Source organism: Streptococcus sp. Marseille-Q7156, assembly GCF_965119495.1.
The window spans coordinates 1,680,902-1,695,418 of sequence record NZ_CBCPLU010000001.1 but is presented as its reverse complement, the minus strand read 5'-3'; the positions used below and the strand labels follow the sequence as shown (position 1 = coordinate 1,695,418).

28 protein-coding genes are annotated in these 14,517 nt (G+C 40.7%); all 28 read left to right on the top strand.

What is annotated here, in order from left to right; genetic code table 11:
• Nucleotides 1-60 precede the first annotated feature (60 nt).
• The 28 genes from rpsJ to ACWPV5_RS07710 all read left to right on the top strand — a co-directional run bounded on the left by rpsJ (nt 61) and on the right by ACWPV5_RS07710 (nt 14,513).
• Nucleotides 61-369: a 30S ribosomal protein S10 gene (gene rpsJ / locus ACWPV5_RS07845; protein WP_001284513.1), complete on the top strand. Its 309-nt coding sequence runs from the start codon at nt 61-63 to the stop codon at nt 367-369.
• Nucleotides 370-585: 216 nt separating this feature from the next.
• Nucleotides 586-1,212, top strand: coding sequence for a 50S ribosomal protein L3 (gene rplC, locus ACWPV5_RS07840; protein WP_000160197.1), 627 nt, complete (start codon nt 586-588; stop codon nt 1,210-1,212).
• Nucleotides 1,213-1,236: 24 nt separating this feature from the next.
• Nucleotides 1,237-1,860 carry a 50S ribosomal protein L4 gene (rplD, locus tag ACWPV5_RS07835; protein ID WP_000024549.1) on the top strand — a complete coding sequence of 208 codons (624 nt, stop codon included), beginning with the start codon at nt 1,237-1,239 and terminating at the stop codon, nt 1,858-1,860.
• Nucleotides 1,860-2,156, top strand: coding sequence for a 50S ribosomal protein L23 (locus tag ACWPV5_RS07830; protein ID WP_001055347.1), 297 nt, complete (start codon nt 1,860-1,862; stop codon nt 2,154-2,156). Before rplD ends, ACWPV5_RS07830 begins: the two co-directional genes overlap by 1 nt.
• 17 nt (nt 2,157-2,173) lie before the next feature.
• Nucleotides 2,174-3,007, top strand: a complete 834-nt coding sequence (gene rplB / locus ACWPV5_RS07825) for a 50S ribosomal protein L2 (protein ID WP_000512911.1) — start codon at nt 2,174-2,176, stop codon at nt 3,005-3,007.
• A gap of 103 nt (nt 3,008-3,110) precedes the next feature.
• Nucleotides 3,111-3,392 carry a 30S ribosomal protein S19 gene (gene rpsS, locus ACWPV5_RS07820; RefSeq protein ID WP_000533766.1) on the top strand — a complete coding sequence of 94 codons (282 nt, stop codon included), beginning with the start codon at nt 3,111-3,113 and terminating at the stop codon, nt 3,390-3,392.
• An 11-nt stretch (nt 3,393-3,403) separates the two neighbouring features.
• Nucleotides 3,404-3,748, top strand: coding sequence for a 50S ribosomal protein L22 (gene rplV / locus ACWPV5_RS07815; protein WP_000818137.1), 345 nt, complete (start codon nt 3,404-3,406; stop codon nt 3,746-3,748).
• A 12-nt stretch (nt 3,749-3,760) separates the two neighbouring features.
• Complete coding sequence (gene rpsC / locus ACWPV5_RS07810; protein WP_000529936.1) at nt 3,761-4,414, top strand: 30S ribosomal protein S3; 654 nt, start codon at nt 3,761-3,763, stop codon at nt 4,412-4,414.
• Between the two features lie 3 nt (nt 4,415-4,417).
• Nucleotides 4,418-4,831, top strand: coding sequence for a 50S ribosomal protein L16 (gene rplP, locus ACWPV5_RS07805; RefSeq protein WP_000960946.1), 414 nt, complete (start codon nt 4,418-4,420; stop codon nt 4,829-4,831).
• A 9-nt stretch (nt 4,832-4,840) separates the two neighbouring features.
• Entirely contained in the window at nt 4,841-5,047 is a 207-nt protein-coding gene (gene rpmC, locus ACWPV5_RS07800) for a 50S ribosomal protein L29 (RefSeq protein WP_000772918.1), read from the top strand.
• A 24-nt stretch (nt 5,048-5,071) separates the two neighbouring features.
• Nucleotides 5,072-5,332, top strand: a complete 261-nt coding sequence (rpsQ, locus tag ACWPV5_RS07795; protein ID WP_000440801.1) for a 30S ribosomal protein S17 — start codon at nt 5,072-5,074, stop codon at nt 5,330-5,332.
• A gap of 25 nt (nt 5,333-5,357) precedes the next feature.
• Nucleotides 5,358-5,726: a 50S ribosomal protein L14 gene (rplN, locus tag ACWPV5_RS07790; protein ID WP_000616545.1), complete on the top strand. Its 369-nt coding sequence runs from the start codon at nt 5,358-5,360 to the stop codon at nt 5,724-5,726.
• Between the two features lie 78 nt (nt 5,727-5,804).
• Nucleotides 5,805-6,110 carry a 50S ribosomal protein L24 gene (rplX, locus tag ACWPV5_RS07785; protein ID WP_000497691.1) on the top strand — a complete coding sequence of 102 codons (306 nt, stop codon included), beginning with the start codon at nt 5,805-5,807 and terminating at the stop codon, nt 6,108-6,110.
• Between the two features lie 23 nt (nt 6,111-6,133).
• Nucleotides 6,134-6,676: a 50S ribosomal protein L5 gene (rplE, locus tag ACWPV5_RS07780; RefSeq protein ID WP_000013542.1), complete on the top strand. Its 543-nt coding sequence runs from the start codon at nt 6,134-6,136 to the stop codon at nt 6,674-6,676.
• A gap of 17 nt (nt 6,677-6,693) precedes the next feature.
• Nucleotides 6,694-6,879: a type Z 30S ribosomal protein S14 gene (locus ACWPV5_RS07775; protein ID WP_001085697.1), complete on the top strand. Its 186-nt coding sequence runs from the start codon at nt 6,694-6,696 to the stop codon at nt 6,877-6,879.
• Nucleotides 6,880-7,163: 284 nt separating this feature from the next.
• Complete coding sequence (rpsH, locus tag ACWPV5_RS07770) at nt 7,164-7,562, top strand: 30S ribosomal protein S8 (RefSeq protein WP_000245504.1); 399 nt, start codon at nt 7,164-7,166, stop codon at nt 7,560-7,562.
• Between the two features lie 225 nt (nt 7,563-7,787).
• Nucleotides 7,788-8,324: a 50S ribosomal protein L6 gene (gene rplF / locus ACWPV5_RS07765; protein WP_000086626.1), complete on the top strand. Its 537-nt coding sequence runs from the start codon at nt 7,788-7,790 to the stop codon at nt 8,322-8,324.
• Nucleotides 8,325-8,407: 83 nt separating this feature from the next.
• On the top strand, nt 8,408-8,764 hold the full coding sequence (gene rplR, locus ACWPV5_RS07760) for a 50S ribosomal protein L18 (RefSeq protein ID WP_000624044.1): 357 nt from the start codon (nt 8,408-8,410) through the stop codon (nt 8,762-8,764).
• A 17-nt stretch (nt 8,765-8,781) separates the two neighbouring features.
• The gene (gene rpsE / locus ACWPV5_RS07755; protein ID WP_000874202.1) at nt 8,782-9,276 is read left to right on the top strand and encodes a 30S ribosomal protein S5; all 495 of its coding nucleotides are present in this window, start codon (nt 8,782-8,784) and stop codon (nt 9,274-9,276) included.
• Nucleotides 9,277-9,289: 13 nt separating this feature from the next.
• Complete coding sequence (rpmD, locus tag ACWPV5_RS07750) at nt 9,290-9,472, top strand: 50S ribosomal protein L30 (protein WP_000057241.1); 183 nt, start codon at nt 9,290-9,292, stop codon at nt 9,470-9,472.
• 144 nt (nt 9,473-9,616) lie between these two features.
• Nucleotides 9,617-10,057: a 50S ribosomal protein L15 gene (gene rplO / locus ACWPV5_RS07745; protein ID WP_000766088.1), complete on the top strand. Its 441-nt coding sequence runs from the start codon at nt 9,617-9,619 to the stop codon at nt 10,055-10,057.
• A gap of 12 nt (nt 10,058-10,069) precedes the next feature.
• On the top strand, nt 10,070-11,380 hold the full coding sequence (gene secY / locus ACWPV5_RS07740; protein WP_000465403.1) for a preprotein translocase subunit SecY: 1,311 nt from the start codon (nt 10,070-10,072) through the stop codon (nt 11,378-11,380).
• Between the two features lie 256 nt (nt 11,381-11,636).
• A complete protein-coding gene (locus ACWPV5_RS07735; RefSeq protein WP_001050436.1) occupies nt 11,637-12,275 on the top strand; it encodes an adenylate kinase in 639 nt (212 codons plus the stop codon).
• 116 nt (nt 12,276-12,391) lie between these two features.
• Nucleotides 12,392-12,610, top strand: coding sequence for a translation initiation factor IF-1 (gene infA, locus ACWPV5_RS07730; protein WP_001029883.1), 219 nt, complete (start codon nt 12,392-12,394; stop codon nt 12,608-12,610).
• Between the two features lie 24 nt (nt 12,611-12,634).
• On the top strand, nt 12,635-12,751 hold the full coding sequence (rpmJ, locus tag ACWPV5_RS07725) for a 50S ribosomal protein L36 (RefSeq protein WP_001808836.1): 117 nt from the start codon (nt 12,635-12,637) through the stop codon (nt 12,749-12,751).
• A gap of 17 nt (nt 12,752-12,768) precedes the next feature.
• Nucleotides 12,769-13,134, top strand: coding sequence for a 30S ribosomal protein S13 (gene rpsM, locus ACWPV5_RS07720; RefSeq protein ID WP_000090781.1), 366 nt, complete (start codon nt 12,769-12,771; stop codon nt 13,132-13,134).
• A 17-nt stretch (nt 13,135-13,151) separates the two neighbouring features.
• Nucleotides 13,152-13,535 (top strand): 30S ribosomal protein S11, encoded by a 384-nt coding sequence (gene rpsK, locus ACWPV5_RS07715; protein ID WP_001118385.1) that lies wholly within the window; start codon nt 13,152-13,154, stop codon nt 13,533-13,535.
• 42 nt (nt 13,536-13,577) lie between these two features.
• Nucleotides 13,578-14,513, top strand: a complete 936-nt coding sequence (locus ACWPV5_RS07710) for a DNA-directed RNA polymerase subunit alpha (protein WP_000568988.1) — start codon at nt 13,578-13,580, stop codon at nt 14,511-14,513.
• Nucleotides 14,514-14,517: the final 4 nt, after the last annotated feature.

Here is a 14,517-nt window from a genome sequence, read left to right as displayed (position 1 = left end):
CCGCGTCGGTTTTCTTGTGGAGCTAGCCTATTATCTTAAATAGACGAAAAGGAGAAAAAGATGGCAAACAAAAAAATCCGTATCCGTTTGAAAGCTTACGAACACCGTACGCTTGATACAGCGGCTGCAAAAATCGTAGAATCAGCTACTCGTACAGGTGCACAAGTTGCGGGTCCAATTCCACTTCCAACTGAACGTAGCCTCTACACAATTATTCGTGCGACTCACAAATACAAAGACTCTCGCGAACAATTTGAAATGCGTACACACAAACGTTTGATCGATATCGTTAACCCAACTCAAAAAACAGTTGATGCGTTGATGAAATTGGATCTTCCAAGTGGTGTAAACGTAGAAATCAAACTTTAATCTAAAATATAAAAGAGCAGAGGCTGGTGTTTCAATCTAATTGAACACGGGCTAAACTCGGTGTGAAAAAGATAAACTTCCTAGTGTCTGCTAGACACTGCGTCAGTTTCCTATTTTCACTTTGAGTTTGATGCCCTTTGTATCTTAGACTTGAGCATAAAAAACGCTCGTTAAAAACTTTTTGAATAAAAAATATAGAAAAGGAACTATTTTCTCATGACAAAAGGAATCTTAGGGAAAAAAGTGGGAATGACTCAAATCTTCACTGAAGCTGGCGAATTGATCCCTGTAACAGTTATTGAAGCAACTCCAAACGTTGTTCTTCAAGTTAAAACTGTTGAAACAGACGGATACAACGCTATCCAAGTTGGTTTCGATGACAAACGCGAAGTATTGAGCAACAAACCTGCTAAAGGACATGTAGCGAAAGCTAACACGGCTCCTAAGCGCTTCATTCGTGAATTCAAAAACGTTGAAGGCTTGGAAGTTGGTGCTGAAATCACAGTTGAAACATTCGCAGCTGGAGACGTTGTTGACGTAACTGGTACTTCTAAAGGTAAAGGTTTCCAAGGTGTTATCAAACGCCACGGACAATCACGTGGACCAATGGCTCACGGTTCTCGTTACCACCGTCGTCCAGGTTCTATGGGACCTGTTGCACCTAACCGCGTATTCAAAGGTAAAAACCTTGCAGGACGTATGGGTGGCGACCGTGTAACAATTCAAAACCTTGAAGTTGTACAAGTTGTTCCAGAAAAGAACGTTATCCTTATCAAAGGTAACGTACCAGGTGCTAAGAAATCTCTTATCACTATCAAGTCAGCAGTTAAAGCTGGTAAATAATAAGGAAAGGGGAATACAGTCAAAATGGCAAATGTAACATTATTCGACCAAACTGGTAAACAAGCTGGCGAAGTTGTTCTTAACGATGCAATCTTTGGTATCGAACCAAACCAATCTGTTGTGTTTGATGTGATCATCAGCCAACGTGCTAGCCTTCGTCAAGGAACTCACGCAGTTAAAAACCGCTCAGCTGTTTCAGGTGGCGGACGCAAACCATGGCGTCAAAAAGGAACTGGACGTGCTCGTCAAGGTTCTATCCGCTCTCCACAATGGCGTGGTGGTGGAATCGTCTTCGGACCAACTCCACGTAGCTATGCGTACAAACTTCCTCAAAAAGTTCGTCGCCTTGCGCTTAAATCTGTTTACTCAGAAAAAGTTGCTGAAAATAAATTTGTAGCCGTTGATTCTCTTGAATTTACAGCTCCAAAAACTGCTGAATTTGCAAAAGTTCTTGCAGCTTTGAGCATCGATTCTAAAGTCCTTGTTATTCTTGAAGAAGGAAACGAATTCGCAGCTCTCTCAGCTCGTAACCTTCCAAACGTGAAAGTTGCGACTGCTACAACTGCAAGTGTTCTTGACATCGCAAATAGTGACAAACTTCTTGTTACTCAAGCAGCTATCTCTAAAATCGAGGAGGTTCTTGCATAATGAATTTGTATGATGTTATCAAAAAACCTGTAATCACTGAAAGCTCAATGGCTCAACTTGAAGCAGGAAAATACGTATTTGAAGTTGACACTCGTGCACACAAACTTTTGATCAAGCAAGCTGTTGAAGCTGCTTTCGAAGGTGTTAAAGTTGCTAATGTTAACACAATTAACGTAAAACCAAAAGCTAAACGTGTTGGACGTTACACTGGTTTTACTAACAAAACTAAAAAAGCTATCATCACACTTACAGCTGATTCTAAAGCAATCGAGTTGTTTGCTGCTGAAGCTGAATAATCTAAGGAGGAAATATCGTGGGAATTCGTGTTTATAAACCAACAACAAACGGTCGCCGTAATATGACTTCTTTGGATTTCGCTGAAATCACAACAAGCACTCCTGAAAAATCATTGCTTGTTGCATTGAAGAGCAAGGCTGGTCGTAACAACAACGGTCGTATCACAGTTCGTCACCAAGGTGGTGGACACAAACGTTTCTACCGTTTGGTTGACTTCAAACGTAACAAAGACAACGTTGAAGCAGTTGTTAAAACAATCGAGTACGATCCAAACCGTTCTGCAAACATCGCTCTTGTACACTACACTGACGGTGTGAAAGCGTACATCATCGCTCCAAAAGGTCTTGAAGTTGGTCAACGTATCGTTTCAGGTCCAGAAGCAGATATCAAAGTCGGAAACGCTCTTCCACTTGCTAACATCCCAGTTGGTACTTTGATCCACAACATCGAGTTGAAACCAGGTCGTGGTGGTGAATTGGTACGTGCTGCTGGTGCATCTGCTCAAGTATTGGGTTCTGAAGGTAAATACGTTCTTGTTCGTCTTCAATCAGGTGAAGTTCGTATGATTCTTGGAACTTGCCGTGCTACAGTTGGTGTTGTCGGAAACGAACAACATGGACTTGTTAACCTTGGTAAAGCAGGACGTAGCCGTTGGAAAGGTATCCGCCCAACAGTTCGTGGTTCTGTAATGAACCCTAACGATCACCCACACGGTGGTGGTGAAGGTAAAGCACCAGTTGGTCGTAAAGCACCATCTACTCCATGGGGCAAACCTGCTCTTGGTCTTAAAACTCGTAACAAGAAAGCGAAATCTGACAAACTTATCGTTCGTCGTCGCAACGAGAAATAATATTAAACTAGTCGCTTAAGTAACTAGTAAATCCGCCAGCTCGGTAGCGCTCCATGTGAGCGCAAGCCGCTGTGGTACAACATTTAAAGGAGAAAATATAAAAATGGGACGCAGTCTTAAAAAAGGACCTTTCGTCGATGAGCATTTGATGAAAAAAGTTGAAGCTCAAGCTAACGACGAAAAGAAAAAAGTTATTAAAACTTGGTCACGTCGTTCAACGATCTTCCCAAGTTTCATTGGTTACACTATCGCAGTTTATGACGGACGTAAACACGTACCTGTTTACATCCAAGAAGACATGGTAGGTCACAAACTTGGTGAATTTGCACCAACTCGTACTTACAAAGGTCACGCTGCAGACGACAAGAAAACACGTAGAAAATAAGGAGAACATAAATGGCAGAAATTACTTCAGCTAAAGCAATGGCTCGTACAGTACGTGTTTCACCTCGTAAATCACGTCTTGTTCTTGATAACATCCGTGGTAAAAGCGTAGCCGATGCAATCGCAATCTTGACATTCACTCCAAACAAAGCTGCTGAAATCATCTTGAAAGTTTTGAACTCAGCTGTAGCTAACGCTGAAAACAACTTTGGTTTGGATAAAGCTAACTTGGTAGTATCTGAAGCATTCGCAAACGAAGGACCAACTATGAAACGTTTCCGTCCACGTGCGAAAGGTTCAGCTTCACCAATCAACAAACGTACAGCTCACATCACTGTAGCTGTTGCAGAAAAATAAGGAGGTAAAATCGTGGGTCAAAAAGTACATCCAATTGGTATGCGTGTCGGCATCATCCGTGATTGGGATGCCAAATGGTATGCTGAAAAAGAATACGCGGATTACCTTCATGAAGATCTTGCAATCCGTAAATTCGTTCAAAAAGAACTTGCTGACGCAGCAGTTTCAACTATCGAAATCGAACGCGCAGTAAACAAAGTTAACGTTTCACTTCACACTGCTAAACCAGGTATGGTAATCGGTAAAGGTGGTGCTAACGTTGATGCACTCCGTGCAAAACTTAACAAATTGACTGGAAAACAAGTACACATCAACATCATCGAAATCAAACAACCTGATTTGGATGCTCACCTTGTAGGTGAAGGTATTGCTCGTCAATTGGAGCAACGTGTTGCTTTCCGTCGTGCACAAAAACAAGCAATCCAACGTGCAATGCGTGCTGGAGCTAAAGGAATCAAAACTCAAGTATCAGGTCGTTTGAACGGTGCAGATATCGCCCGTGCTGAAGGATACTCTGAAGGAACTGTTCCACTTCACACACTTCGTGCAGATATCGATTACGCTTGGGAAGAAGCAGATACTACATACGGTAAACTTGGTGTTAAAGTATGGATCTACCGTGGTGAAGTTCTTCCAGCTCGCAAAAACACTAAAGGAGGTAAATAACCAATGTTAGTACCTAAACGTGTTAAACACCGTCGTGAATTCCGTGGAAAAATGCGCGGTGAAGCAAAAGGTGGAAAAGAAGTAGCATTCGGTGAATACGGTCTTCAAGCTACAACTAGCCACTGGATCACTAACCGCCAAATCGAAGCTGCTCGTATCGCCATGACTCGTTACATGAAACGTGGTGGTAAAGTTTGGATTAAAATCTTCCCACACAAATCATACACTGCTAAAGCTATCGGTGTGCGTATGGGATCTGGTAAAGGGGCACCTGAAGGTTGGGTAGCACCAGTTAAACGTGGTAAAGTGATGTTCGAAATCGCTGGTGTATCTGAAGAGATCGCTCGCGAAGCGCTTCGTCTTGCTAGCCACAAATTGCCAGTTAAATGTAAATTCGTAAAACGTGAAGCAGAATAAGGAGAAGGCATGAAACTTAATGAAGTAAAAGAATTTGTTAAAGAACTTCGTGGTCTTTCTCAAGAAGAACTCGCGAAGCGCGAAAACGAATTGAAAAAAGAATTGTTTGAACTTCGTTTCCAAGCTGCTACTGGTCAATTGGAACAAACAGCTCGCTTGAAAGAAGTTAAAAAACAAATCGCTCGTATCAAAACAGTTCAATCTGAAGCGAAATAATAGACTAGGGAAGGAGAAATTTCAATGGAACGCAATAATCGTAAAGTTCTTGTTGGACGTGTTGTATCTGACAAAATGGACAAGACAATCACAGTTGTAGTTGAAACAAAACGTAACCACCCAGTCTATGGTAAACGTATTAACTACTCTAAAAAATACAAAGCTCATGATGAAAACAATGTTGCCAAAGAAGGCGATATCGTACGTATCATGGAAACTCGTCCGCTTTCAGCTACAAAACGTTTCCGTCTTGTAGAAGTTGTTGAAGAAGCGGTCATCATCTAATCAAACCTGAAAGGAGAAAACTGAAATGATTCAAACAGAAACTCGTTTGAAAGTCGCAGACAACAGCGGTGCTCGCGAAATCTTGACTATCAAAGTTCTTGGTGGTTCAGGACGTAAATTTGCAAACATCGGTGATGTTATCGTGGCATCTGTAAAACAAGCTACTCCTGGTGGTGCGGTTAAAAAAGGTGACGTTGTTAAAGCAGTTATCGTTCGTACTAAATCAGGTGCTCGTCGTGCTGATGGTTCATACATCAAATTTGACGAAAACGCAGCAGTTATCATCCGTGAAGACAAAACTCCTCGCGGAACACGTATCTTTGGCCCAGTTGCACGTGAATTGCGTGAAGGTGGCTTCATGAAGATCGTGTCACTTGCTCCAGAAGTACTTTAATTTTTAGAAACAAACTAGTCCCCTGGATTTACCTCCAGGGTGCCCTTATGGGCGTAAGAAAAATCAAGGAGAAACCTAATGTTTGTAAAAAAAGGCGACAAAGTTCGCGTAATCGCTGGTAAAGATAAGGGAACAGAAGCTGTTGTCCTTACTGCCCTTCCAAAAGTAAACAAAGTTATCGTTGAAGGTGTTAACATCGTTAAGAAACACCAACGTCCAACTAACGAGCTTCCTCAAGGTGGGATCATCGAGAAAGAAGCAGCTATCCACGTATCAAACGTTCAAGTTTTGGACAAAAATGGTGTAGCTGGTCGTGTTGGTTACAAATTTGTAGACGGTAAAAAAGTTCGCTACAACAAAAAATCAGGCGAAGTGCTTGATTAATCACGAAGGAAAGGAGAAGTATAATGGCAAATCGTTTAAAAGAAAAATATCTTAATGAAGTAGTTCCTGCTTTGACAGAACAATTCAACTACTCATCAGTGATGGCTGTGCCTAAAGTAGATAAGATCGTTTTGAACATGGGTGTTGGTGAAGCTGTATCAAACGCTAAAAGCCTTGAAAAAGCTGCTGAAGAATTGGCGCTTATCTCAGGTCAAAAACCACTTATCACTAAAGCTAAAAAATCAATCGCCGGCTTCCGTCTTCGTGAAGGTGTTGCGATCGGTGCAAAAGTTACCCTTCGTGGTGAACGTATGTACGAATTCTTGGATAAATTGGTTTCAGTTTCACTTCCACGTGTACGTGACTTCCACGGTGTTCCAACAAAATCATTTGATGGACGCGGAAACTACACACTTGGTGTGAAAGAACAATTGATCTTCCCAGAAATCAACTTCGATGACGTTGACAAAACTCGTGGTCTTGACATCGTTATCGTAACAACTGCTAACACTGACGAAGAGTCACGTGCATTGCTTACAGGCCTTGGAATGCCTTTTGCAAAATAATATAGGAGGTAAATCTAATGGCTAAAAAATCAATGATTGCTAAGAACAAACGTCCAGCGAAGTTCTCTACTCAAGCTTATACTCGTTGTGAAAAATGTGGTCGTCCACATTCAGTTTACCGCAAATTTAAACTTTGCCGTGTTTGCTTCCGTGAATTAGCTTACAAAGGACAAATCCCTGGTGTAACAAAAGCATCTTGGTAATTTAAGATATCAAGTGCGTCAAAACTCTAAGTGAAAATAGGAAACTTGACGAAGAAACTGAAGTTTCTAGGAAAGTTTATCTTTTTCACACAGAGTTTAGCCCGGGTTCAGTTGGGCTTGCCAATTTGAACACGAGCTACAGCTTTGGCAAAAAAGACCAATTTGCTTTGGAGCATCGCTCCTGCATCAAATTGCCTATTTTTGCTCGTGTTGTTACGCTCTTTGTATCATGTATTAACTAGCAAGTGCAACTTGCAAACTACTAGTAAGAGGAGAAAAACAAAATGGTTATGACTGACCCAATCGCAGACTTCCTAACTCGTATTCGTAACGCTAACCAAGCGAAACACGAAGTACTTGAAGTACCTGCATCAAACATCAAAAAAGGGATTGCTGAAATCCTTAAACGCGAAGGTTTTGTAAAAAACGTTGAAATCATCGAAGATGACAAACAAGGCATCATCCGTGTATTCCTTAAATACGGACCAAACGGTGAAAAAGTTATCACTAACTTGAAACGTGTTTCTAAACCAGGACTTCGTGTCTACAAAAAACGTGAAGACCTTCCAAAAGTTCTTAACGGACTTGGAATTGCTATCCTTTCAACTTCTGAAGGTTTGCTTACTGATAAAGAAGCACGCCAAAAGAATGTTGGTGGGGAAGTTATCGCTTACGTTTGGTAATTGATGATGTGAGAGCGTTAAAAGAATGCAGTGAAAATAGGAAGTTTGTAGCAGGAGCGATGCTCCAAGACAAACTTATCTTTTTCACCAAATTCTTAGCTCGAACTCAAATCAAGATACAAAGCTCGTTAGAGCGTGTTCAGTTCAGCTCTTGAACTAAATAAGTATCTGAACCCCGTGAAAACTGGCCGTTCTGGCCTGACAATTTAACAGGAGAAAATAAACATGTCACGTATTGGTAATAAAGTTATCGTGTTGCCTGCTGGTGTTGAAATCACTAACAATGACAACGTTGTAACTGTAAAAGGACCTAAAGGGGAACTTACTCGTGAGTTCTCAAAAGATATTGAAATCCGTGTGGAAGGTACTGAAGTAACTCTTCACCGTCCAAACGATTCAAAAGAAATGAAAACTATCCACGGAACTACTCGTGCCCTTTTGAACAACATGGTTGTTGGTGTATCAGAAGGATTCAAGAAAGAACTTGAAATGCGCGGGGTTGGTTACCGTGCACAACTTCAAGGATCTAAACTTGTTTTGGCTGTTGGTAAATCTCATCCAGACGAAGTTGAAGCTCCAGAAGGAATTACTTTTGAACTTCCAAACCCAACAACAATTGTTGTTAGCGGAATTTCAAAAGAAGTAGTTGGTCAAACAGCTGCTTACGTACGTAGCCTTCGTTCACCAGAACCATATAAAGGTAAAGGTATCCGTTACGTTGGTGAATTCGTTCGCCGTAAAGAAGGTAAAACAGGTAAATAATGTTGAGTGGTTGATTATCAACCACCAACCTATTTTCCAACTTTGTGCATAGCACACGATTTAAAACTAAAGAGGTGAAAACTGTGATTTCAAAACCAGATAAAAACAAACTCCGCCAAAAACGCCACCGTCGCGTTCGCGGAAAACTCTCTGGAACTGCTGATCGCCCACGTTTGAACGTATTCCGTTCTAATACAGGCATCTACGCTCAAGTGATTGATGACGTAGCGGGTGTAACGCTCGCAAGTGCTTCAACTCTTGACAAAGAAGTTTCAAAAGGAACTAAAACTGAACAAGCCGTTGCTGTCGGTAAACTCGTTGCAGAACGTGCAAACGCTAAAGGTATTTCAGAAGTGGTGTTCGACCGCGGTGGATATCTATATCACGGACGTGTGAAAGCTTTGGCTGATGCAGCTCGTGAAAACGGATTGAAATTCTAATAGGAGGACACTAGAAAATGGCATTTAAAGACAATGCAGTTGAATTAGAAGAACGCGTAGTTGCTGTCAACCGTGTTACAAAAGTTGTTAAAGGTGGACGTCGTCTTCGTTTCGCAGCTCTTGTTGTTGTTGGTGACCACAACGGTCGCGTAGGATTTGGTACTGGTAAAGCTCAAGAAGTTCCAGAAGCAATCCGTAAAGCAGTAGATGATGCTAAGAAAAACTTGATCGAAGTTCCTATGGTTGGAACAACAATCCCACACGAAGTTCTTTCAGAATTCGGTGGAGCTAAAGTATTGTTGAAACCTGCTGTAGAAGGTTCTGGAGTTGCCGCTGGTGGTGCAGTTCGTGCCGTTGTGGAATTGGCAGGTGTGGCAGATATTACATCTAAATCACTTGGTTCTAACACTCCAATCAACATTGTTCGTGCAACTGTTGAAGGTTTGAAACAATTGAAACGCGCTGAAGAAGTTGCTGCCCTTCGTGGTATTTCAGTTTCTGATTTGGCATAAGAAAGGGGATAAAATGGCTCAAATTAAAATTACTTTGACTAAGTCTCCAATCGGACGCATTCCATCACAACGTAAAACTGTTGTAGCACTTGGACTTGGCAAATTGAACAGCTCTGTTATTAAAGAAGATAACGCTGCTATCCGTGGTATGATCACAGCAGTATCTCACTTGGTAACAGTTGAAGAAGTAAACTAATGAATTTTTAGGGGATGTGCACTATACCATCCCCTAAAACTAGATATAGTCATCTATGATGACGTCGTATAGGCGAGTTGATGGGGGAGACAACCTTTTCTCCCTTATCGGCGCTAGCATTTTACAAAAGAGGAGAAAATAAAAATGAAACTTCATGAATTGAAACCTGCAGAAGGTTCTCGTAAAGTACGTAACCGCGTTGGTCGTGGTACTTCATCAGGTAACGGTAAAACATCTGGTCGTGGTCAAAAAGGTCAAAAAGCTCGTAGCGGTGGCGGAGTTCGCCTTGGTTTTGAAGGTGGACAAACTCCATTGTTCCGTCGTCTTCCAAAACGTGGATTCACTAACATCAACGCTAAAGAATACGCAATTGTGAACCTTGACCAATTGAACGTCTTTGAAGATGGTGCTGAAGTTACTCCAGTTGTTCTTATCGAAGCAGGAATTGTTAAAGCTGAAAAATCAGGTATTAAAGTTCTTGGTAACGGTGAGTTGACTAAGAAATTGACTGTGAAAGCAGCTAAATTCTCTAAATCAGCTGAAGAAGCTATCACTGCTAAAGGTGGTTCAGTAGAAGTCATCTAAGAGAGGTGACCTATGTTTTTTAAATTATTAAGAGAAGCTCTTAAAGTCAAGCAGGTTCGATCAAAAATTTTATTTACAATTTTTATCGTTTTGGTCTTTCGTATCGGAACTAGTATTACAGTTCCTGGTGTGAATGCCAATAGCTTGAATGCTTTAAGTGGATTATCCTTCTTAAACATGTTGAGCTTGGTGTCAGGGAATGCCATGAAAAACTTCTCAGTTTTTGCTCTTGGTGTTAGTCCCTACATTACGGCCTCTATCGTTGTCCAACTCTTGCAAATGGATATTTTACCCAAATTTGTAGAATGGGGTAAACAAGGGGAAGTAGGTCGAAGAAAATTAAATCAAGCTACTCGTTATATTGCTCTTGTTCTAGCCTTTGTGCAATCTATCGGGATTACAGCTGGTTTTAATACTTTGGCTGGAGCTCAATTGTTGAAAACAGCTCTTACTCCACAAGTCTTTATCATGATTGGTATCATCTTAACAGCTGGTAGCATGATTGTGACTTGGTTGGGAGAGCAAATTACAGATAAGGGGTACGGAAATGGTGTTTCTATGATTATCTTTGCCGGGATTGTTGCCTCAATTCCAGAGATGATTCAGGGCATCTATGTGGACTACTTTGTGAATGTCCCAAGTAGCCGTATCAACTCATCTATCATTTTCGTAATCATTTTGATTATTACTGTATTGTTGATCATTTACTTTACAACCTATGTTCAACAAGCAGAATACAAAATTCCAATCCAATATACTAAGGTTGCACAAGGTGCTCCATCTAGCTCTTACCTTCCTTTGAAAGTAAACCCTGCTGGAGTTATCCCTGTTATCTTTGCAAGTTCGATTACTGCAGCGCCTGCGGCTATTCTTCAGTTTTTGAGCGCTACAGGTCATGATTGGGCTTGGGTAAGAACAGCACAAGAAATGCTGGCAACAACTTCACCAACTGGTATTGCTATGTATGCTTTATTGATTATTCTCTTTACATTCTTCTATACGTTTGTACAGATTAATCCTGAAAAAGCGGCAGAAAACCTACAAAAGAGCGGAGCCTATATCCATGGAGTTCGTCCTGGTAAAGGTACAGAGGAATATATGTCTAAACTTCTTCGTCGTCTTGCAACTGTTGGTTCTCTCTTCCTTGGTGTGATTTCTATTTTACCGATCGTGGCAAAAGATGTTTTCGGACTTTCAGAAGCAGTTGCTTTTGGGGGGACTAGTCTTTTGATCATTATCTCTACGGGTATTGAAGGAATCAAACAATTGGAAGGTTACCTATTGAAACGTAAGTATGTTGGTTTCATGGATAGAACAGAATAAAAGTATTTACTGATACTCTTCGAAAATCAAATTCAAACCACGTCAGCTTCACCTTGCCGTACTCAAGTACAGTCTGCGGCTAGCTTCCTAGTTTGCTCTTTGATTTTCATTGAGTATGAATCAGTAAATGCTGAGGGAGTGGAGGTTTAAACTCTAACATTTGTGAGAGTTTGGTCTCCCCTCTTCTATTTTGTTTTTAAATAGGGGTGAAAAGAATTTTTGCTTCTATTTAAAAATAAAATAAGGAGATCAGATCATGAATCTTTTGATTATGGGCTTACCTGGTGCAGGTAAGGGAACTCAAGCAGCAAAAATCGTAGAACAATTCCATGTTGCACATATCTCAACAGGTGATATGTTCCGCGCTGCAATGGCAAATCAAACTGAAATGGGTGTTCTTGCTAAGTCATACATTGACAAGGGTGAATTAGTTCCTGACGAAGTTACAAATGGAATCGTAAAAGAACGTCTTTCACAAGATGATATTAAAGAAACAGGATTCTTGTTGGATGGTTACCCACGTACAATCGAACAAGCTCATGCCTTGGACAAAACATTGGCTGAACTTGGCATTGAACTAGAAGGTGTCATCAACATTGAAGTGAATCCAGATAGCCTCTTGGAACGTTTGAGTGGTCGTATTATCCACCGCGTAACTGGAGAAACTTTCCACAAGGTCTTTAACCCACCAGTTGACTATAAAGAAGAAGATTACTACCAACGTGAAGATGATAAGCCTGAGACAGTCAAACGTCGTTTGGATGTTAATATTGCTCAAGGGGAACCAATCATTGCTCACTACCGTGCCAAAGGTTTGGTTCATGACATCGAAGGTAATCAAGATATCAATGATGTCTTCTCAGATATCGAAAAAGTATTGACAAATTTGAAATAAAGCGTTTTTCACACTTGCAAAAATCCGCTACAAATGTTATACTAAGATAGTCTGACTTATAATTGTTGTCTCTGTGTCTAGAGGCATCGAATCGAAATTTATGGAGGTGCTTTTGCGTGGCAAAAGACGATGTGATTGAAGTTGAAGGCAAAGTAGTTGATACAATGCCGAATGCAATGTTTACGGTTGAACTTGAAAATGGACATCAGATTTTAGCAACAGTTTCTGGTAAAATTCGTAAAAACTATATTCGTATTTTAGCGGGAGATCGTGTTACTGTCGAAATGAGTCCATATGACTTGACACGTGGACGTATCACTTACCGCTTTAAATAATCGAAAAACTTGGAGGGATAAGAAATGAAAGTAAGACCATCGGTCAAACCAATTTGCGAATACTGTAAAGTTATTCGTCGTAATGGTCGTGTTATGGTAATTTGCCCAGCAAATCCAAAACACAAACAACGTCAAGGATAAGATAGAAAGGAGAAAACATGGCTCGTATTGCTGGAGTTGACATTCCAAATGACAAACGCGTAGTAATCTCATTGACTTATGTTTATGGTATCGGACTTGCAACATCTAAGAAAATTTTGGCTGCTGCTGGAATCTCAGAAGATGTTCGTGTACGTGATTTGACATCAGATCAAGAAGATGCTATCCGTCGTGAAGTGGATGCAATCAAAGTTGAAGGTGACCTTCGTCGTGAAGTAAACTTGAACATCAAACGTTTGATGGAAATCGGTTCATACCGTGGTATCCGTCACCGTCGTGGACTTCCTGTCCGTGGACAAAACACTAAAAACAACGCTCGCACTCGTAAAGGTAAAGCTGTTGCGATTGCTGGTAAGAAAAAATAATATAGGAGGTAAAAGTCTTGGCTAAACCAACACGTAAACGTCGTGTGAAAAAGAATATCGAATCTGGTATTGCTCATATTCACGCTACATTTAATAACACTATTGTTATGATTACTGATGTGCATGGTAATGCAATTGCTTGGTCATCAGCTGGTGCTCTTGGTTTCAAAGGTTCTCGTAAATCTACACCATTCGCTGCTCAAATGGCTTCTGAAGCTGCTGCTAAATCTGCACAAGAACACGGTCTTAAATCAGTTGAAGTTACTGTAAAAGGTCCAGGTTCTGGTCGTGAGTCAGCTATTCGTGCGCTTGCTGCCGCTGGTCTTGAAGTAACAGCAATTCGTGATGTGACTCCAGTGCCACACAATGGTGCTCGTCCTCCAAAACGTCGCCGTGTATAATCATCGCATTACACTGCTTTTCGTTTAAGAGGGAGTAACTAAATGATCGAGTTTGAAAAACCAAATATAACAAAAATTGATGAAAATAAAGATTATGGCAAGTTTGTAATCGAACCACTTGAACGTGGCTACGGTACAACTCTTGGTAACTCTCTTCGTCGTGTACTTCTAGCTTCTCTACCAGGAGCAGCTGTGACATCTATCAACATTGATGGTGTGTTACATGAGTTTGACACAGTTCCAGGTGTTCGTGAAGACGTGATGCAAATCATTCTGAACATTAAAGGAATTGCAGTGAAATCGTACGTTGAAGACGAAAAAATCATCGAACTGGATGTTGAAGGTCCTGCTGAAGTAACAGCTGGTGACATTTTGACAGATAGCGATATTGAAATTGTAAATCCAGATCATTATCTCTTTACAATCGGTGAAGGTTCTTCTCTAAAAGCGACTATGACTGTTAACAGTGGTCGTGGATATGTACCTGCTGATGAAAATAAAAAGGATAATGCACCAGTTGGAACACTTGCTGTAGATTCTATTTATACACCAGTTACAAAAGTCAACTATCAAGTGGAACCTGCTCGTGTAGGTAGCAATGATGGATTTGACAAATTAACCCTTGAAATCTTGACAAATGGAACAATTATTCCAGAAGATGCTTTAGGGCTTTCAGCACGTATTTTGACAGAACATCTTGATTTGTTTACAAATCTTACTGAGATTGCTAAGTCAACTGAAGTGATGAAAGAAGCTGATACTGAATCTGACGACCGTATTTTGGATCGTACGATTGAGGAACTAGACTTGTCTGTGCGTTCATACAACTGTTTGAAACGTGCCGGTATCAATACTGTGCATGATTTGACAGAAAAATCTGAAGCAGAGATGATGAAAGTACGAAATCTTGGACGCAAGAGTTTGGAAGAAGTGAAACTCAAACTCATTGATTTGGGTCTTGGATTAAAAGATAAATAAAGGA